Source organism: Paraglaciecola sp. QJM3NY_14, assembly GCF_056173245.1.
In genome coordinates this window covers 3,898,342-3,918,128 of the sequence record NZ_CM149664.1, presented here as the reverse complement: position 1 = coordinate 3,918,128, position 19,787 = coordinate 3,898,342, and the positions used below count along the sequence as shown (strand labels likewise).

Here is a 19,787-nt window from a genome sequence, read left to right as displayed (position 1 = left end):
TCAAGCTTCAGTCAATATTTGCCTAACTGAGATGCTCAAAATAGCAACAAAAGTTGGCCAAGTATATATAGTTGTCAGGTTTATAGATCGCCGTAAATTGCTTGTAAGGCACTGATAGCAGTGATTGCGGCGGTTTCAGTACGCAGTACCCTTGGGCCTAATTGAACGGTTTGAAACCCGCCTTGTTCGGTCTGATAAAGCTCCTGATCGGAAAACCCACCTTCCGGACCTATTAGCAAACGTACGCCATCTTTGCCAACGCTGGTATGACGAAAGCTTTTCTCGGCTCTAGGGTGCAGGGTTAAGCGCAATGCTTGCGTAGATTGGTTAACCCAGCTTTGAAAATCCACCGGCATATGCAAAACGGGCAAGACGTTACGGCCGCACTGTTCACACGCCGCAATAATAATTTTTTGCCACTGTGCATGTTTCTTCTGCCAACGTTGCTCATCGAGCTTCACACCGCAGCGCTCTGTGATGAGTGGTGTTATTTCTGTGACGCCTAACTCAACCGACTTTTGCAGCACCCAATCCATTCTGTCGCCACGTGATACGCCTTGGCCTAAGTGAATGCTTAAAGGTGATTCAAGACTCATGCTGAGCTTAGCGTCGATTTGTACACGCACCTTACGCTTGGAAACATCGATAAATTCACCGCTGTACTCATTGCCATCACCGTTAAACAGGACGACAGGCTGGCCAACCTTGGAACGCAATACGTTGGCGACATGATTACTGGCGTCAGGGGTTAATGACAATTCTTGGTCTGGATGAAGGGTATCAGGATGATAAATTCTGGAGATTCGCATAGTTCAAACAATTAGTCGGTTTGCAGCTATGGTATCAAGGTCTCTTGGAATTAGGAAAGTGTATTAGAAACGTGAACTAGAAGAGGGAAACACAAATGTGAAGTAAAGTTAGTTTGGGGTCATTAAATCGTGTCTAACATATAGAACAATACTCGATAGGGGGTTCAAGCCTATCGAGTATTAGATTTAGTTTACTTCTGCTACCTTACCAGTATCTATTGATGACGCCTGAGCTATGGCGTTAGCCCCCTTGCGTGCATATTTAGTATTCTTACCCGTGTCTTTAAATAACGAATAAGCAAATAGAACTGCTACGATAGTCGCGAGTATTACGAGTAGCAACATTTTCAATTCCTTTAAAAATATTATGCCAAATCGATTAAGTCGACGAGGCCAGTATACCACCAACAGCAAAGTGTGTTCAAAGAATAAACTTTTCGCCTTTATGTCTTACAACTAAAGGGTAGTAGCCGAAAGTTGTAAGCAAAAACAATATATTTATTAAAAATTACAGGTATATTAAGCCAGCGTAAAAAAGCACTGGCTTTGTATTATTTAATCAATATGTAATATTAAATAGTACCTGCACAGATATGCTGGGCGTGATGGTAGAGGATTCGGAGTAACCATCGAAAAATAATGAAATAAATGGAGAAATACATGTTTGAATTCGACTCAGAACAAATGTCACAAATGATGGACACTTACGTTATTCCTTGGGGAATTAATATCGTAATGGCTATCTTGATCTACATCGTTGGTAAAATAGTTGTTGGCATCATCGTTAACTTGTTTGGCAAGGTAATGAAGCGCTCTAAATACGACGATATGTTAGTAAATTTCATCAAAGCGATATTGAACGCCATTCTGATGTTGTTCGTTATCATCGCATCATTGAACGAACTAGGTGTTGATACTACCTCGCTTGTCGCGATTTTAGGTGCTGCTGGTTTAGCCATTGGTTTATCTTTACAAGGTTCACTACAAAACTTTGCTGCAGGCGTAATGTTACTTGTATTTCGTCCATTTAAAGCGGGTGACTTTGTTGAAGCGGGTGGAGCTGCAGGTGTGGTTAAGAGCATCAGTATTTTCACTACCATCATGACCAGTGGTGATAACAAAGAAATTATCGTACCTAACGGCCAAATATACAGTGGCACCATCACTAACTACTCTGCAAAAGAAACGCGCCGTGTAGATATGGTTGTTGGTATCGGCTATGACGCTGACCTTAAGCGCGCTAAAGAAGTATTGAAAGAGCTAGCAGCTGCTGACCCACGCATTCTTCAAGATCCAGCGCCGACTATTGCTGTCGCTGAACTTGCTGATAGCAGCGTTAACTTTGTGGTACGTCCTTGGGTGAAATCTGCTGATTTCTGGGGTGTTAAATTCGATTTTACCGAAGCGGTTAAATTACGTTTCGACCAAGAAGGTATTTCAATTCCATTCCCACAAATGGATGTACACCTTCACAAAGACGCAGAATAATTTCTAAAGTCTTACAAAAATGCCGCTTTAAAGCGGCATTTTTTTTGTCTGTTATTTGTATGACTAAGTTGATTACGTCTTACATTGGGGACGGTCTTTAGCCTGCTGATATAACGCAAGGGCCGGTCCCATATTTTCACCTAACTTTTCGATTCTGCTTTGCGGGGCAGGGTGGGTAGACAGCATCTCTGCCTGACGATTATCACCACTCGCTTTATCCATGTTCTGCCATAGGTTAACCGATTGCTTTGGGTCAAAGCCTGATTGTGCCATTAACTGTAAGCCAATTAAGTCCGCTTCGGTTTCATGTGTGCGGCTAAAAGGCAGTTGTACGCCTACTTGCACGCCCATACCGATAGCGGCCATTATCATATTGTTATTGGCGATTTGATTGGCTTGCAATAATTGATTGGTTGCTTCCATGCCAATACCTATCAAGGTACTGCTCGACATCCGCTCATTACCATGGTCAGCGATAACGTGTCCCACTTCATGGCCAATTACCGCAGCTAACTGATCTTGATTTTCAGCGACATCAAGTAATCCCGTGTACACACCAATCTTGCCCCCTGGAAGCGCGAATGCGTTGACTTGCGGGTCATCGAAAACCACCAATTCCCATTCACCAGAGAATACTGATTTCGGTACATGCTTGGTGATGGCATCCGCTACGCAAGACACAAATTTATTGGTGACTTGGGTATTAGAGACTTTCTGCTCTGATTTCATGCCATCAAATGTCTGCTGGCCCATGTTAGCTAGCTGATCAGAGGAATAAAGCTTAAGTTGGTTGCGCCCTAATGGTGATTTAGCACAGCTCGTCAATAGTAACGTGGATACACAGACGGCGGTGAACACTTTGCTAAGTGAAAATGTCATGGCGTACTTCCTGTAAAGTAATGTAAAGGGAATAGGGTGATACTACCTTGTTATATCGACAGGGTTAATAGATGTCCCTAGTTTAGGGCGACGATAGCCAAAAAAAAACGTATCAAGCACTTGCCGATACGTTTTTTGTGTCACTGGATTAGTCCTCAAGATGCTAGTCAGCACCTGATCTTTTCAATTATAGGTTTGCAGCAGCGCGCAAAGCGTTCGCTTTATCTGTTTTCTCCCAAGGGAACTCTTCACGGCCAAAGTGACCGTAGGCGGCGGTGGCTTGATAAATTGGACGTTCCAAATCAAGCATTTTAATTAGGCCGTATGGGCGAAGTTCAAAGTGTTCGCGCACCAAGGAGGTTAACACTTCATCAGAGACTTGCCCTGTTCCAAAGGTTTCAACATTAATGGATGTTGGCTCGGCAACACCAATTGCGTAAGAAATTTGAATTTCACAACGCTTTGCTAAACCAGCCGCCACTATGTTTTTGGCCACGTAGCGCCCGGCGTATGCAGCACTGCGGTCAACTTTTGACGGATCTTTACCAGAGAACGCACCGCCACCGTGACGTGCCATACCGCCGTAGGTATCAACGATAATTTTACGTCCTGTTAGCCCACAATCACCCATTGGGCCACCAATCACAAAACGGCCTGTTGGGTTAATAAAGTATTTAGTTTGCGCTGTTAACCATTTAGCAGGTAAAACCGGCTTAATGATCTCTTCCATCACCGCTTCACGTAATTGCTCAGTGGTCACGGAATCACAGTGCTGGGTTGATAGCACAACGGCATCTATACCCACGGGGACGTTATCTTCGTACACGAAAGTAACTTGGCTTTTTGCATCAGGGCGTAGCCAATCCAATTGGCCGCTTTTACGAATTTCAGCTTGGCGTTTCACTAAACGATGAGCGTAAGTGACTGGAGCTGGCATCAGTACGTCAGTTTCATCACTGGCGTAACCAAACATAAGTCCTTGGTCGCCAGCGCCTTGATCTTCTGGGCGAATGCGGTCAACACCTTGATTAATATCAGGTGATTGTTTACCAATAGCGTTCAATACCGCACATGAGTCGGCGTCAAAACCCATATCTGAATGGGTGTAGCCTATTTCACGAACGGTATTGCGTGTTAGCTCTTCAATATCCACCCAAGCATTAGTGGTGACTTCACCGCCCACCATGACCATGCCGGTTTTTACGTAGGTTTCACAGGCTACGCGAGCCTTCGGGTCTTGCTTTAGAATTGCATCGAGTACCGCGTCAGAGATTTGATCCGCGATTTTATCTGGGTGCCCTTCGGAAACCGACTCGGAGGTAAAAAGATGCTTAGCCATGTTGGATCCTTATCAAATGAAAATGGTTTAACGAATATAGTGACATTTTACTGATTAAGATCAAAAATACCAGTCTTTACTTCTAGACGTCCAAACGGCTGGGCGTAAACGAACCGTTCCAGTAAAAAAAGTCAACCGCAAATGGAGTTTCGTTAGGTTTTGTCGTTGCAGTTAGGCGAGGCGTAAGCCAGAATGTAGCGCTATATCGGTCGCTATTTTACATTTTCGATGAGTTTTTAACAGCGAGCGTCAACCAGTCATTAATAATCAGGAGACCACATGCCTTCACGTCAACAACTCGCTAACGCAATACGTGCGCTTAGTATGGATGCAGTACAACAGGCTAATTCAGGACACCCAGGCGCCCCAATGGGCATGGCGGATATAGCCGAAGTATTGTGGAACGATTTTTTAAAGCACAATCCGGCGAATCCAAACTGGGCTAACCGCGATCGCTTTATTATGTCTAACGGCCACGGTTCGATGTTAGTTTACTCATTGTTGCATTTGACCGGTTATGAGTTACCCATTGAAGAGTTGAAAAACTTCCGTCAATTGCATTCTAAAACACCAGGCCACCCAGAGTATGGCTACGCGCCAGGCGTTGAAACAACCACTGGCCCACTAGGTCAAGGCATCAGTAATGCAGTCGGTATGGCGATTGCTGAGAAAATGTTGGCAGCGCAATTCAACCAAGAAAAATTCGATATCGTTGACCATTTCACTTATTGCTTCTTAGGTGATGGCTGTTTGATGGAAGGTATTTCTCATGAAGCCTGCTCACTTGCTGGAACATTAGGTCTTGGCAAGTTAGTGGCATTTTGGGATGACAACGGTATTTCTATCGATGGTCACGTAGAGGGTTGGTTTACTGATAATACCCCTGCACGTTTTGAAGCTTATGGTTGGCATGTTATTGCCGATGTTGATGGCCACGACCCACAAGCGATTAAAGCGGCAGTTGAAACGGCGAAAGCCAATACCACTCAACCGACGTTGATATGCTGTAAAACCGTTATCGGTTTCGGTTCTCCAAATAAATCAGGTAGCCATGATTCACACGGCTCACCATTAGGTGCAGATGAAATCACTGCGACCCGCGAATTCTTAAAATGGCCATATGGGGCATTTGAAATTCCGGCAGACATCTACGCAGGTTGGGATGCAAAAGCGTCAGGTTCTGATTTAGAGCAAGCATGGAATGAAAAATTCGCTGCTTACGGGAAAGCCCATCCTGAATTAGCCGCTGAATTAACACGTCGTCTAAACGGTGATTTACCAGCTGATTTCGCTGAAAAAGCCCAAGCATTCGTTGAGCAATCTCAAGAGAAAGCTGAAAACGTAGCGAGTCGTAAGTCGTCACAAAACTCTATCGAAGCATTCGCTGGGATCATGCCTGAAATTTTAGGTGGCTCGGCAGATTTGGCTGGTTCAAATCTAACGCTTTGGTCAAAATCTAAAGGCGTCACAGCGGACGATGCCAGCGGTAACTATTTATACTACGGTGTGCGCGAATTCGGCATGAGCGGCATCATGAATGGTATTGGTTTGCACGGTGGTTTCCGTCCATTTGGTGCCACCTTCCTGATGTTTATGGAATATGCACGCAATGCAGTGCGTATGGCTTCTTTGATGGGGATTCCAAATATCTTTGTTTATACCCATGACTCGATTGGTCAGGGCGAAGATGGCCCAACTCACCAGCCTATCGAGCAATTAGCAAACTTGCGTTTAACGCCTAATTTAGCCACATGGCGCCCTTGTGACGGTGCTGAAACAGCCGTTGCATGGAAATCTGCGCTAGAGCGTAAAGATGGCCCAAGTGCATTGGTGTTTAGCCGTCAAGGTTTGCCTGGTCAAACGCGTAACGCTGAACAACTCGCTAACGTAGCTAAAGGGGGTTACATCCTCAAAGATAGCGATGGCGAGCCTCAAGTCATTTTGATTGGTACCGGTTCTGAAGTCGGTGTTGCTATGGATGCAGCTGAGCAATTAGCTGCCAAAGGCGTTGCTGTGCGCGTTGTGTCTATGCCAAGTACCTCGGTGTTTGACCAACAAGATGCGGCTTATCGCGAATCTGTATTGCCGCGCGCAGTGACTGCACGTGTAGCCGTTGAAGCTGCTCACGTCGATTACTGGAGCAAGTATGTTGGTCTTGATGGTGCAGTCGTCGGAATGTCTACTTTTGGTGAGTCTGCACCGGGTGGCGTACTACTCAAGCACTTCGGTATCACAGCTGATGCCGTGGCTGAGAAAGCACAAGGTTTATTGAATTCTTAGGAAATGGCTTCCAGTTGAAACAATAAAACTATAATCTAAGGCGCTTTCGAGCGCCTTAGCTATTTTAGTGACGCACTTTTTACGTTTTAAATTGCGTTTTAAATTGCGTTTTAAATCATGTTGCAAATAGTGTTTTAAATTTCAGTAAGAGCCAAATGATACGAGTAGCAATTAACGGTTTTGGTCGTGTTGGTCGCAACGTATTACGTGCGTTATACGAAACAGGGCAAAACAAGCAAATACAAATTGTGGCGATCAATGAACTCGCCGAGCCCGAGGGCGTCGCACATCTATTAAAATATGATACTGCGCATGGGCGTTTCCGTTTTCCTGTGGTGCTAGACAACCAACAGCTTGTGGTTGCTGGTGACCATATCACTTTATTGCAGCAAGAAAATATTCACGACCTGCCTTGGGCGCAACTTGATATTGATGTAGTTCTTGAGTGTACCGGTGTCAATAATGAGCGGGTTCACGGCGAACAACATATCGCTCAAGGGGCGAAAAAAGTGTTGTTTTCTCAGCCCTGTGGCCCAGATGTTGATGCAACGATTATTATGGGGATCAACGAGGAATCTCTTAAAGCTAGCGACAGCATAGTATCTGCGGGTTCATGTACGACCAACTGCATCGTCCCTGTCATTCAAGTACTCGATGAAGCATTTTCAGTTTCAAGTGGCACCATCACGACTATCCATTCATCCATGCACGATCAACAAGTGATAGATGCTTACCACCCAGATTTACGCCGAACTCGTGCCGCTAGCCAATCAATTATCCCAGTGGACACCAAATTAGCCCGGGGAATAGAGCGGGTTTTACCTAAGTTTGCAGGCAAATTCGAAGCAATCGCTGTGCGCGTGCCGACCATTAACGTTTCTGCAATGGATTTAAGCGTAACCCTTGATGCCAAAGTGACTATCGATGACGTGAACCAAGCGTTAAAAACGGTAAAAAATGGGCGTTTGAATGGTATTTTAGATTTTACTGAAGAGCCTTTGGTGTCAGTGGATTTCAACCACGACGCACATTCTTGCATCGTGGATGGCACTCAAACGCGAGTGAGCCACAAGCAACTGGTTAAATTACTGGTGTGGTGTGATAACGAATGGGGGTTTTCAAACCGAATGATTGATATTGTACTCGTCATGAACACCTTATCGCTGGGCAAGACGGGCAAATGATTTTGGTCGCGGCAATTGAGAGTGCATTTTTGCACCTAGCACGCGTAACCCGGAACACAACGAGTTTACAGATTACATTTTTTAATTAGCAATTCACGTTTAACACATCAAATGGGGAAAATATGTCAATAATTAACATGACTGATTTAGATTTAGCAGGAAAGCGCGTACTTATTCGTCAGGATCTGAACGTACCTGTCAAGGGCGGAAAAGTCACTTCCGATGCGCGTATTAAGGCGTCTTTAGGCACACTTAAACATGCACTTGAAGCCGGTGCCAAGGTCATGGTTATGTCTCATTTAGGTCGCCCCACAGAAGGTGAGTACGACAGTGCATTCTCATTGCAGCCCGTGGTTGATTATCTTAATGACGTTCTAGAGTGCTCAGTAAGCCTAGCGACTGATTATTTAAACGGTGTTGATGTGAAAGCCGGCGAACTGGTCGTTCTTGAAAATGTACGTTTCAATGTAGGCGAAAAGAAAGACGATGAAGCGCTTTCTAAGCAATACGCCGCGTTATGTGATGTATACGTAATGGACGCTTTTGGCACTGCGCATCGTGCACAAGCCTCAACTCATGGCGCGGGCAAATTCGCTCCTGTTGCCTGCGCTGGCCCGCTACTAGCGGGTGAACTAGAAGCACTAGGTAAAGCATTGCACAATCCTGCGCGTCCAATGCTGGCGATTGTTGGCGGCTCTAAAGTGTCAACCAAGTTAACCGTACTTGAATCTTTATCTAATAAAGTGGACCAGCTTATTGTGGGTGGCGGCATCGCCAATACCTTTATTGCCGCCACTGGCAACAACGTGGGTAAATCCTTGTATGAAGCTGATTTAATCCCTGAAGCGAATCGTTTATTAGCGGCGGCAAAAGATGCAGGTGGGAATATCCCTGTGCCTGTTGATGTTGTCACGGGCAAGGAGTTCTCAGAGCAAGCACAAGCAACACTCAAGGCCGTTAGTGACGTAGCAGACGATGATATGATTTTTGATATCGGGCCACAGACTGCCACTGAGCTGGCAGAGTTGATCAAAAACGCCGGAACAATCGTCTGGAATGGCCCTGTAGGGGTATTCGAATTTGACCAGTTTGGAGAGGGCACAAAAGCCATTGCTATGGCAATTGCACAAAGTAATGCATTTTCTATTGCTGGCGGTGGTGATACGTTAGCAGCAGTAGACAAATATGGTATCGAAGATAAGATATCGTATATCTCTACCGGTGGTGGCGCATTTTTAGAATTTTTAGAAGGTAAAGCGCTACCGGCTGTGACTATGTTAGAAGCGCGCGGCGCGTAATTTACTTGATAATTTGATCAGCGCGTAAACAAAGAGCGCGAACAAGAAATTTAAGAGCAAGAAATTCAATAATAAGAAAAGCAAAAGCTTTCATTAACCTTTGTAACCTACTAGCCGGTTTACCCCCGGCTCACAACACAATTAAGGAGTGTTGCTCATGGCATCACAAGCACAATTGGATATGCTAAAAAAAATAAAAAGCGACAATGGATTTATCGCGGCCCTTGACCAAAGTGGAGGCAGTACGCCTAAAGCTTTGCGTTTATATGGTGTTGAAGAAACTGAATATAGCAATGATGATGAGATGTTCACTCAAGTTCACTTGATGCGAACTCGCATAGTCACGAGCCCTGCCTTTAATGGTAAGCGTGTACTGGGCGCTATATTATTTGAAAATACATTAGATCGTGAAATTGACGGTAAATCATCTGCGCATTTTTTATGGCAGGAAAAGAACGTTGTTCCGTTTTTGAAAGTAGATAAAGGCTTACTGGATGAAGAGAACGGCGTTCAGTTAATGAAGCCTATCGCTGATTTAGACAACTTGTTGGCTAAAGCAAATGCACAAGATGTGTTTGGCACCAAAATGCGCTCAGTGGTCAAGCTGGCTAACAAAGCAGGTATTGATGCCATTGTTGCTCAACAGTTTGAAGTGGGTAAGCAAATTTTAGCTGCCGGGTTAATGCCGATAATCGAACCAGAAGTTGATATTAACAGCCCAGAAAAAGCACAAGCAGAAGCATTGTTGAAAGCGGCTATCTTAGCCGAACTTGATGGCTTGAATGCCGATCAAACGGTGATGCTCAAGCTGACTCTACCTGAAGAAACTAATTTTTACAGTGAGTTAGTTGAGCACCCTAAAGTGTTGAAAGTGGTAGCCCTCTCAGGTGGTTACAATCGTCAAGAAGCCAACCGTCGTTTGTCAGAGAATAAAGGCATTATTGCTAGCTTCTCGCGCGCACTAACAGAAGGCGTGAGTGCTAAGCAATCAGACGAAGAGTTTAACGCGACGCTAGATGACGCTATTGAAGGTATTTATCAAGCATCAGTTAGCTGATAACGTGCTGAATGTGTTTATGAAAACCAAGCTTAGTGCTTGGTTTTTTTGTATTTGAATTGTTTCTATATAGCAAAATAGTGTCTATACCTTTGCCTAGTAGATTTACCCTCTACACTTGCTATTATATGGGTAGCCTATCTTCGTTTTGTTAATTAAAGATAAAATTATGTTTATCAACCGCTTACAGAAAATGGTGCGCGTTATATGCAAGTAACGTTGCCTCTGCCATTATATAAAAAATTGTCAGTTACATTCAGGGTAGAGCCTGGTTGTTTAGGGCCTGATGGGGTTGAGCATATTGAGGGTTTTTGTCAGTTTGCTAAGCAGCAAGTGGCTAAATTGCATAGTGACTTTGTGCGCTGGCGTATCATACCTCGATACGACAAAAGTTTGCCTGAAACCGAATATAAAACCAATAATAAGCGTCTTGATCACAAAAAAGCGACCCAATATTTACGGGTTTTTGAGCAAGAGTTAGAGACGTTTGAAGAGCACTTTCACGACAAACTAGCCGAGTTGATTGATCAATATTTGGGGCGTTAAGCGTCCAGTAGCCACTGTTTTTCCACCGCTATATCCACTTGGCTTAATACATACTCCCATAGCTTAGGCGCAATATCTTGCAAATAGGTATTTCGTTTAAGCACTTGGCTTTTCTTAACGTGATTTACCTTCCAACTGCCACCTTGATTACTCATGTTCTGCAACACAGGCAAGACTCTGTCCATGCCTTTGGCGAATCTTGCATCTGCGGTTTGGGCTTGCTCAAATTCGAGCCACATATCTAACATGCTTTGCCCTATATGCTTGGGTAACAGGCCGAAGATACGTTTGGCAGCTTCCTGTTCTTTTTGTTCTTGCGCTTGATGATCTTGCTCGTCTGCAAAGGCAAATAAATCCCCAGCGTCTATTTCAACAATATCGTGAATAAGCAGCATTTTAGTCACGCGTAATATATCTACGGGCTCGTCCGCGTATTCCACCATAACGTTTGCTAACAGTGCAATGTGCCAACTGTGCTCGGCGCTATTTTCTTGACGATTATCGTCGGCTTCAACAACCGTCTTGCGATACACCGCTTTAAGTTTGTCTATTTCGAGCATAAAAGAGATTTGAGCAGAAAGGTCGTGCATGTTTTGGGAGATCCTAAATATGGAAAGCGGCAACAGCGAAATGCGTGTTGCCTTGTTGGTACTTAAAGTTCGCTGGTGTCGTTTCGATCTGCGATTTTTTTCAAGTTTTCGTGAATTTTAAACAGCACGATCAGTAGTTCGCACCAGATTCGGGCACCCACTGCGCCCGCGATGAGTATCCCAGCACCAGCGAAAAAACCACCGCCGTAAGAATTAAACATGGTGCCTACGCCTGATACTACAGCTGCAAGCAGCATCAACCAGTAAACAACGGTGATGATTTTTGGGGTGAGCATGGAGTCGAAGAAAAAAAGATCTTTCATTGTATAGCTTCCTTGTTATGTATATTAGAAACGCAGTTCAACTGCGAAGTTCCACATTGCTCTCACAATGTGACAGCAATACTATAAGATATTTTTATTAACTAATACAATAGGTTATGCCTGATAGGTCAGCATCTTACCTAAACCACTGATATTCAAGCAGGTGTTATTCGTAGCGCAATTGTAGGTCTACAGCGTGTAGATAGCGCTCTTCGGTTGCCAGATCCGCACTAAAAATAGGCTTATTCTCAAGCCAACCTTCGGGGAAGGTTAGCCGTATGCTGTTTGCTTTCACTTTTACGTTAATGGGGGGAAGTATGTCGTCTTGACGCTTAATGTTTAGCAGCACTGCTAAGCGTAAAATGGCGATTAATTTGTGCACTTGCTCTGCTGGATGTTGGGTGAAATCTGCAATCTCGCTTGGGCGAATTTTTTTACGGTAGTAACGCACTAATGTGGCTATCAATGTTTGTTGCTCTTGATTAAAGCCAGGTAGGTCTATGTGCTGCAAAATATAGGCAGAATGGCGCTGGGTACCGTGAGTGTTGATTTGCAGGCCCACTTCGTGAAGCAGTGCCGACCAACCTAACATGCTTTTGAGCTCTTTGGTGGCAATATTCCAGCTGTCTTTACATTGTTGATAAATGTCCATAGTGACACTGTGAACTCGTCTAGCTTGTTCAATATCAACATCGTAACGCGTCGCAAGACTCTCAGCAGAGCGCTGGCGTACGTCAGGGTGGGTCAACTGGGTTTCCATTTCATATAAGACCCCTTCGCGCAATGCCGCTGAAGAGAACACCATATGGTCTATATTCAAGCTCTTGAATATGGCAATCAAGATTGCCAAACCCGCCGCAAAAACAGGCTTACGATCTTCACTCATTTGGCTGATGTTAAGTTTATCTAGCGTGCCTGCATCACAGCTGATTTTCACTAAACGGGTAAGTTGTGACAAGGTAACTTTACCTTCGGTGGATTTCACACTGTCATTTTGCGCGATCTGAATGATGTTGCGGATGGTGCCAGAGGTGCCAATACAGCTTTTCCAGCCCGCGCGTAAGTACGCTTTGTCGATCATTTCTAGTTCTTGCTGAGCGGCGGTAATAGCACGCTCGAAAGACTTGTTTTTCAGCTCATTGTTTTTGAAAAACTTCTTAGTGTAACTGACACAGCCCATTTGTAAGCTGCGCAACATTTTAGGCTCAAACCCTTGGCCAATAATAAATTCAGTTGAGCCGCCACCGATATCGACCACTAACCGTTGACCGTTGTCGTGGTTAGTATGAGCGACGCCCAAATAAATTAAGCGAGCCTCTTCGGCGCCTCCTATGACTTCAATCGGGTAGGGAAGAATATTACGTGCTGCGCGGATAAATGTTTTGGCGTTGCTGGCTTTGCGTAAGGTATATGTGGCGACGATGCGCACATTCTCTGGTGGAAAGTCTCGCAGGCTTTCTGCTACGACGTTGAGGGCATCTAAGCCGCGTTGTTGGGCCTCGTCATCAAGGTGATAATCACTGCTTAAGCCTTGAGCTAAACGCACTTTTTGTTTAACCCTGTGCAGGATCTGAACTGATCCTGCGACTACCCGGGCGACCACTAAATGAAAGCTGTTAGAGCCAATGTCTAATGCGGCAATTTTGCTGGTGTCTCTTACTTCTACACCATCAAATGGCGCATTGTCATTGGGCATCGTTCTTTTTTTCCTGCTGTTTAATGTACTCATACGTCTCTATTTGGGAGCGCAGCTTTTTGCGATTACCACGACGTACGTATTTGTTCGATTGGTGTTGGTCAATAATACGGGCTTTGAGGGTATCTTGAAATTGAATTTCGAGAATATCCAAAATTTGCTTGATGAGCTTGGGTTCGTATATGGGGCAACCCACTTCGATACGAAAATCCATGTTGCGGGTCATCCAATCCGCGGATGAGATAAACACGCGTTTCTCGCCGGCATTCTCAAATACCATCACCCGAGGATGCTCCAAGAATCGATCGACGATGCTGATAACCGATATATTTTCGCTCAACCCTTTTACGCCAGGAACCAGTGAGCACATCCCGCGAATGATTAAACGTACTTCTACCCCTGCCTGACTGGCTTTATACAGGTCGTCGATAAGCAGTTGGTCATCCAAGTTATTCAGTTTAAGGGTAATGCCCGCACTTAAGCCTTCTTTGACGTTTTGTATTTCTTGCCTGATCAACAGTTGTATTTTGGTACGTGCGTTAATTGGCGAGATCTGTAAATGTTGAAACTTTTGGCGTCGATAGGGTTGCTGAATAAAGTTAAAAACGTTTTCTGCCTCCAGGGCAAGCTCTTGATTACGGGTAAACAAACTAAAATCGGTATAGATTTTTGCGGTTTTCTCGTTGAAGTTCCCCGTGCCGAAATGTGCATAGTGGATTAATTCCCCTTTCTCTTCACGGCTAACCAAACACAGTTTGCTGTGAATTTTCAGCGCATGCATACCAAATACGACTTTAATACCCGCATCGGTCATGGTTTTTGACCAGCCAATGTTGGCTTCTTCGTCAAAACGCGCTCTTAACTCAACCACCACAGTGACTTTTTTTCCGTTATCGACTGCATCAATAAGCGAGTCTATGATGCGCGAGTTCTTTGCTACTCGATAGATATTGAGCTTTATCTGTTTCACCTTGGGATCGAATGCAGCTTGGCGGACAAACTCAGTCACATGCAAGAAGCGATGGTAAGGATAGTAAAGCAGAATATCTTTTTCGCTGATCGCATCAAACACCGTGTTGTGGCGGGCGAAATCGCTCGAGGTTATGGCCGGTAGTTTTGGATTTTCTAAGTAGTCACGGCCGACATTTGGAAAGCCAATAAAATCTTTAAAGTTTCGGTAAGTACCGCCAGCAATGAGGCTATCGTAAGACGATATCTTTAAGCGTTTCTTCAGGTTACGTACCATGTCACTGGGCATTTGCTCGTCATACACCACGCGCACCGGCTCGGCAATCAAACGTTGTTTCATGCTTTCTGACATTTTTTCAACGTAACTTTCTTCAATTTCATCATTTATAGAGTATTCAGAATCTCGAGTCATTTTGAAGGAGTAGGCTTCACCTGATTCAAAATCAACAAAACCTTTAAATATGCTTTCAAGATTGAGCCGTATAATGTCATCGAGCAATATGATGTATTTCTTTTTACGGCTATTCTCAGGAGGGATCACCACAAAACGTGACAGCGCCTTGCTGGGCACTTCAATTGTGGCGTACTGAGTATTCTTGCCGCTATTGTTAATCGCTACATATAAATAGGTGGCTGAGTCATTTAAGCGAGATACAAGGTTTACTTTGCCATGTAATAAAATGGGGGCAATGTGACGTAATATTTTATTTTTGAAGTAGTTCTTTAGCCAAGTAGTTTGGTAATCGGACAACTTTTCATTATCAAGTAAGAAAATATTATAGCGAGCGAGTCGGGCCACAACGTCTTCGCGCACACGTTCAAAGTCTTCTGTCATGCCTAAGACTTTCTCTTGGATCTGCTCCATGAGTATTTTAGTTTGCTCAGCCTTTTCATTATCACCTTCGTCCAAGTGAATATAGATTTTACGTTTAACATCAGCGACACGAACGCGATAGAACTCGTCCATATTACTTGAGTAAATACCTAGAAATCGAATTCGTTCAACGATAGGATTTTTGCGATCTGCTGCTTCTTGAAGAACGCGTTGATTAAACGCCAGCCAACTGATTTCACGAGAAAAGTAGATATTGGGTTGAGAAGTCATTACGTCTTAATTGTCAAAATAAACAAAATTTGAGCGATATAGTGTCAATTGTGTATGACGAATTTATGACAGCTATATCGCAGCCTTGTACGCCTTGCTCATCGTAGACTTAGGCTTTACAAAACAGCCAAGCCAGATGTAAATCTATTTTGCTGGTGTTGAGCTGATATCAACCACCAAGTCGTCGGCGATGGACTCTAATGCATCACTCAACTCATCTAAATCGAAACCCTCTTCTATGGCGACTAATGCGTTAGCTTTAAACAGTAAACCACCCCAATTAGGTGCGCTGTCGCAGGTGGAGTCAAATTTAACAATGTTGAGGTTAAAGCGATTCAAAATCGTTGTAAGTTCTTGCACGATCCCAGGCTTGTCATTGCCCATTATATCTATTTGAACTGTTTGAGTGTGGGCGGCAAGGTTGTTATCCCCTTCGACCAAATTGATAGAGAGATCCGGATGGGTAGAGAATTGCTCTATTAATGCTGCTTTTTTCTCCTCAGGCAATTGAATTTCAACAAAGCCAGCGAAGTGACCTGCCATATACGACAAGTTACTGCCAAGCCAATTTCCGCCCAATTTGAACACTGATTGAGCAAGTGAGTCGACCAAGCCACGCTTATCCTTACCAACAAGTGTAAAAATCAATGATTTCATATTAATGAACCTCGCGTTAAAGTGATGCTCTAGGTATTGAGATTCAGCATAGCGTAGAATCATGCTGAATGTGTGTAATTTTTCCTTAATAATCAATTGATAGTATAATATAGACCTTCCAAATTTAGCTCTGATTGCCGAGCAAATGTGACAGTTTATTGAAATGCCAATTGAGCGCTATTATTACCATGTGTTGTAAAACTGATACGAAAAGCACGTCACTGTCATGTTACTGTCATTTTTCTTCAGGTATCATGCGCGACGATTAAATTCGAATTGTAGTATTTAAACCATAGAGATACTTAACGTATGCCAACAAACACATTTCTTGGGGTTTTCGCAAAATCTCCCCTGAAGCCGCTTGAAGATCACATTAAAGTGGTGAACAAATGTAGCCAAGGGCTGCTTCCATTTTTTAATTCTGTTTTCGCCGGCGATTGGGAAAAAGCAGCACTATTTCAGAAAGAAATTTCTAATTTAGAAAAGCAAGCTGACACGCTTAAGCGAGATCTTCGCATCAGTTTGCCTCGCGGTATTTTTATGCCCATTCAGCGTCAAGACGTTCTTGAGTTGTTAACCCAGCAGGACAAAATTGCTAACAAAGCGAAAGATATTTCTGGTCGTGTGTTAGGTCGACACATGGATATTCCAGTGATCATGCGTGAAAGCTTCATGGCTTACTTGGAGCGTTGCCTAGATGCAACGAAACAAGCAAAACGTGTGATAAACGAGCTAGAGGATTTACTTGAAACTGGGTTTCGTGGACGTGAAGTGCGCCTAGTGGAAGATATGATCGTCGATCTAGATAAAATTGAAGATGATACCGACGTCATGCAAGTTGCTGTACGTAGGGAGTTATTGGAATTAGAGTCACAGCTTAACCCGATTGATGTCATGTTTTTATACAGCATCATCGAATGGGTTGGGGAGTTGGCTGATATTTCAGAGCGAGTTGGTTCAAGACTCGAACTCATGTTAGCCAATTAAGAGAAAGCATTAATGGATATTTTACAAACATACGGCTTCACACTCATTGTTGTAGCTGCTTTGGTCGGTTTCCTCATGGCATGGGGTATTGGTGCAAATGATGTAGCAAATGCCATGGGCACATCTGTTGGCTCTAAAGCTTTGACTATCAAGCAAGCGATTTTGATTGCTATGGTATTTGAGTTTGCCGGGGCTTATTTGGCGGGCGGTGAGGTAACGTCCACCATTCGTAAAGGTATTTTAGATTCGTCCTACTTTATTGAAAGTCCCGAGTTATTAGTATACGGAATGATATCCGCGTTACTTGCGGCTGGTATTTGGTTGGGCTTTGCTTCTTATCTAGGCTGGCCGGTGTCGACTACACATTCAATTGTGGGCGCACTAGTGGGCTTCGCCGCTGTAGGAGTAAGTGCTGATGCTGTTGCTTGGAATAAAGTCGGTGGCATAGTGGGGAGTTGGGTGATAACCCCTGCTATATCGGGTTTCATTGCTTTCCTTATTTTCCAAAGTGCGCAAAAACTCATTTTTGATACTGATAAGCCATTTAACAACGCTAAACGTTATGTGCCTTTTTACATGGCCGCAGCGGGCTTTGTAATGTCGTTGGTGACGATCAAAAAAGGCTTGAAGCATATTGGTTTTGAAATTGGAGCCGCCGAGGGATATTACGTCTCTATCGCCATCGCTATTTTGGTAGGGATTGTCGGTAAGTACGCAATAAATCGCATTAAATACGATGAGAAAGCAGACAAGCGTACCCATTTCGCTAACGTTGAAAAAGTGTTTGCTATTCTGATGGTCGTGACGGCATGCTGCATGGCATTTGCCCATGGTTCAAACGATGTAGCCAATGCGATTGGGCCCCTGGCTGCCGTCGTTAGTATCATTCACAATGATGGTGAAATAACCAGCAAAGCCGGGTTGGTCTGGTGGATTTTACCGTTAGGTGGCTTAGGTATTGTTGCAGGTTTAGCGCTTTTCGGTCACCGAGTTATCGCTACCATAGGAAATGGTATTACTCACCTTACTCCTAGTCGTGGTTTTGCGGCAGAGCTTGCTGCAGCATGCACCGTGGTAATAGCGTCTGGTACTGGCTTGCCTATTTCAACCACGCAAACCTTAGTGGGGGCCGTATTAGGTGTAGGCATGGCGCGTGGTATCGCCGCGATTAACTTAGGTGTAGTGCGCAACATAGTGGTGTCTTGGGTGGTAACCTTGCCCGCAGGCGCTGGCTTGTCAATATTGTTCTTCTTTGTCCTTAAAGGTATTTTCGCTCCATAGGGACACAAGTTGGCGGGCAGCCGCCAAATAAAAACAGAACCCGTGTACTCTCAGCCTTAGGGCTAGGTACAGGTTCTGTTTTTTTATATGTGAAATTCACCTAATGGCGTTGGTATCGAAGAAAATTTAGCCCTTTGGCGCGACTGTAATATAACCGTTATAAAACTGTCATATTATGGGCAGCTAATTTGAGTCTCTTATGAAAATAGTTGAATGAAACCAAGTACTTTATCGATAATTTGTGCATGTGTGTGGACGCTAATCAGCGCTCCAGCTAACGCTATGCGCGACTATATCGATGTTGTCGGCTCTTCAACTGTGTATGCCTTCTCCACGGTCGTTGCTGAACGTTTCGGCAAAACCTCACCGTTTCATACACCCAAAATTGAATCGACTGGCTCTGGTGGAGGGTTGAAATTATTCTGCCAAGGTGTGGGAATGAAGTTTCCTGATATTGCCAATTCATCCCGGCGGATCAAACCATCAGAAATTGATCTATGCCAGCGAAACGGTGTTCACGAAGTGATTGAAATCTTGATCGGCTTTGATGGGATCGTGCTTGCGCAAAGTAAATTGGCTGAAAGTATCCCGCTAACACGCCGCGAACTCTACCTAGCATTGGCTAAAAGCGTGCCAAATCCAGATGGTAGTGCAACCACCATCGATAATCCGTTCATAACGTGGCAAGACATCAACCCTAGATTGCCGAACATCGAAATCGAAGTGTTTGGTCCTCCCCCGACTTCAGGCACAAGAGATGCTTTTTCTGAATTGGTACTCGATTATGGCTGTCATACCTTTACTTGGTTAGCTCAGATGAGTGAGCCACAAAGCCAGGCACAGGCAACGTCAAAAGAAGCCAGAATCCGAAAAAGCCAGCAAAGACGCTTATGCCGGATGTTACGGGAAGACGGCGCTTACATTGATGCGGGGGAGAATGATAATCTGGTTGTGCAAAAATTAAATGCCAATCCAAATGCGCTGGGTTTATTGGGCTTCAGCTTTCTTGATCAGAATAGAGACCGCATTAAAAGCGCTAAAATCGATGGATTTCTTCCGAGCTTTAGCTCTATTGCCAATGGTGATTACCCTATTTCAAGACCACTCTACTTTTATGTTAAAAAAGCACATATTGGTATGATCCCAGGAATAGAGGCGTTTATACGCGAATTTATCAGTGATAATGCGTCCGGCGAAAGTGGCTATTTGCCGCGCAAGGGTATGATCCCACTGACCAAATCAGAACGCCAAGCCATCGAATATCGAATCAACGCCTTGCACCCAACTATGCATCAATAG

Annotated in this window: 18 protein-coding genes; 9 read left to right on the top strand and 9 right to left on the bottom strand. The window is 44.2% G+C overall.

Annotated features, from left to right (window positions below):
- Positions 1-80: 80 nt before the first annotated feature.
- Positions 81-809 (bottom strand): 16S rRNA (uracil(1498)-N(3))-methyltransferase, encoded by a 729-nt coding sequence (locus tag AC0VYA_RS16810; RefSeq protein WP_475489021.1) that lies wholly within the window; start codon positions 807-809, stop codon positions 81-83.
- Between the two features lie 186 nt (positions 810-995).
- The gene (locus tag AC0VYA_RS16805) at positions 996-1,154 is read right to left on the bottom strand and encodes a hypothetical protein (protein WP_473475519.1); all 159 of its coding nucleotides are present in this window, start codon (positions 1,152-1,154) and stop codon (positions 996-998) included.
- A 315-nt stretch (positions 1,155-1,469) separates the two neighbouring features.
- Between AC0VYA_RS16805 and AC0VYA_RS16800 the strand changes: the two genes are divergently transcribed.
- The gene (locus AC0VYA_RS16800) at positions 1,470-2,297 is read left to right on the top strand and encodes a mechanosensitive ion channel family protein (protein ID WP_011576069.1); all 828 of its coding nucleotides are present in this window, start codon (positions 1,470-1,472) and stop codon (positions 2,295-2,297) included.
- Positions 2,298-2,369: 72 nt separating this feature from the next.
- Here the strand turns inward: AC0VYA_RS16800 and AC0VYA_RS16795 are convergent, their stop codons facing one another.
- Positions 2,370-3,176, bottom strand: a complete 807-nt coding sequence (locus AC0VYA_RS16795; protein ID WP_011576068.1) for a M48 family metallopeptidase — start codon at positions 3,174-3,176, stop codon at positions 2,370-2,372.
- A gap of 187 nt (positions 3,177-3,363) precedes the next feature.
- A complete protein-coding gene (gene metK / locus AC0VYA_RS16790) occupies positions 3,364-4,515 on the bottom strand; it encodes a methionine adenosyltransferase (RefSeq protein ID WP_473475515.1) in 1,152 nt (383 codons plus the stop codon).
- A gap of 279 nt (positions 4,516-4,794) precedes the next feature.
- On the opposite strand from metK, the gene tkt reads away from it, so the two are divergent.
- The 5 genes from tkt (at position 4,795) to AC0VYA_RS16765 (ending at position 10,880) form a co-directional block, all read left to right on the top strand.
- Positions 4,795-6,795, top strand: coding sequence for a transketolase (tkt, locus tag AC0VYA_RS16785; RefSeq protein WP_011576066.1), 2,001 nt, complete (start codon positions 4,795-4,797; stop codon positions 6,793-6,795).
- 155 nt (positions 6,796-6,950) lie between these two features.
- Positions 6,951-7,979, top strand: a complete 1,029-nt coding sequence (gene epd, locus AC0VYA_RS16780) for an erythrose-4-phosphate dehydrogenase (protein ID WP_475489020.1) — start codon at positions 6,951-6,953, stop codon at positions 7,977-7,979.
- 122 nt (positions 7,980-8,101) lie between these two features.
- Complete coding sequence (locus tag AC0VYA_RS16775; protein WP_475489019.1) at positions 8,102-9,277, top strand: phosphoglycerate kinase; 1,176 nt, start codon at positions 8,102-8,104, stop codon at positions 9,275-9,277.
- A 157-nt stretch (positions 9,278-9,434) separates the two neighbouring features.
- Positions 9,435-10,334 carry a fructose bisphosphate aldolase gene (locus AC0VYA_RS16770; RefSeq protein ID WP_011576063.1) on the top strand — a complete coding sequence of 300 codons (900 nt, stop codon included), beginning with the start codon at positions 9,435-9,437 and terminating at the stop codon, positions 10,332-10,334.
- A 207-nt stretch (positions 10,335-10,541) separates the two neighbouring features.
- A complete protein-coding gene (locus tag AC0VYA_RS16765) occupies positions 10,542-10,880 on the top strand; it encodes a hypothetical protein (protein WP_473475509.1) in 339 nt (112 codons plus the stop codon).
- Here the strand turns inward: AC0VYA_RS16765 and AC0VYA_RS16760 are convergent.
- From AC0VYA_RS16760 to AC0VYA_RS16740, 5 genes are all read right to left on the bottom strand, one after another.
- Positions 10,877-11,470: an HD domain-containing protein gene (locus AC0VYA_RS16760; protein ID WP_475489018.1), complete on the bottom strand. Its 594-nt coding sequence runs from the start codon at positions 11,468-11,470 to the stop codon at positions 10,877-10,879. The genes AC0VYA_RS16765 and AC0VYA_RS16760 overlap by 4 nt on opposite strands.
- Positions 11,471-11,532: 62 nt before the next feature.
- Positions 11,533-11,793 carry a DUF4282 domain-containing protein gene (locus tag AC0VYA_RS16755; RefSeq protein ID WP_011576060.1) on the bottom strand — a complete coding sequence of 87 codons (261 nt, stop codon included), beginning with the start codon at positions 11,791-11,793 and terminating at the stop codon, positions 11,533-11,535.
- A gap of 166 nt (positions 11,794-11,959) precedes the next feature.
- The gene (ppx, locus tag AC0VYA_RS16750) at positions 11,960-13,489 is read right to left on the bottom strand and encodes an exopolyphosphatase (protein ID WP_475489017.1); all 1,530 of its coding nucleotides are present in this window, start codon (positions 13,487-13,489) and stop codon (positions 11,960-11,962) included.
- Complete coding sequence (gene ppk1, locus AC0VYA_RS16745) at positions 13,479-15,563, bottom strand: polyphosphate kinase 1 (protein WP_475489016.1); 2,085 nt, start codon at positions 15,561-15,563, stop codon at positions 13,479-13,481. The genes ppx and ppk1 overlap by 11 nt, the downstream gene beginning before the upstream one ends.
- A gap of 144 nt (positions 15,564-15,707) precedes the next feature.
- Entirely contained in the window at positions 15,708-16,220 is a 513-nt protein-coding gene (locus AC0VYA_RS16740) for a glycine cleavage system transcriptional repressor (RefSeq protein WP_475489015.1), read from the bottom strand.
- Positions 16,221-16,529: 309 nt separating this feature from the next.
- Between AC0VYA_RS16740 and AC0VYA_RS16735 the strand changes: the two genes are divergently transcribed.
- From AC0VYA_RS16735 to AC0VYA_RS16725, 3 genes are all read left to right on the top strand, one after another.
- Positions 16,530-17,207, top strand: a complete 678-nt coding sequence (locus AC0VYA_RS16735; protein ID WP_011576056.1) for a TIGR00153 family protein — start codon at positions 16,530-16,532, stop codon at positions 17,205-17,207.
- A gap of 12 nt (positions 17,208-17,219) precedes the next feature.
- A complete protein-coding gene (locus AC0VYA_RS16730) occupies positions 17,220-18,488 on the top strand; it encodes an inorganic phosphate transporter (RefSeq protein WP_011576055.1) in 1,269 nt (422 codons plus the stop codon).
- 213 nt (positions 18,489-18,701) lie between these two features.
- Positions 18,702-19,787 (top strand): PstS family phosphate ABC transporter substrate-binding protein, encoded by a 1,086-nt coding sequence (locus AC0VYA_RS16725; RefSeq protein WP_475489014.1) that lies wholly within the window; start codon positions 18,702-18,704, stop codon positions 19,785-19,787.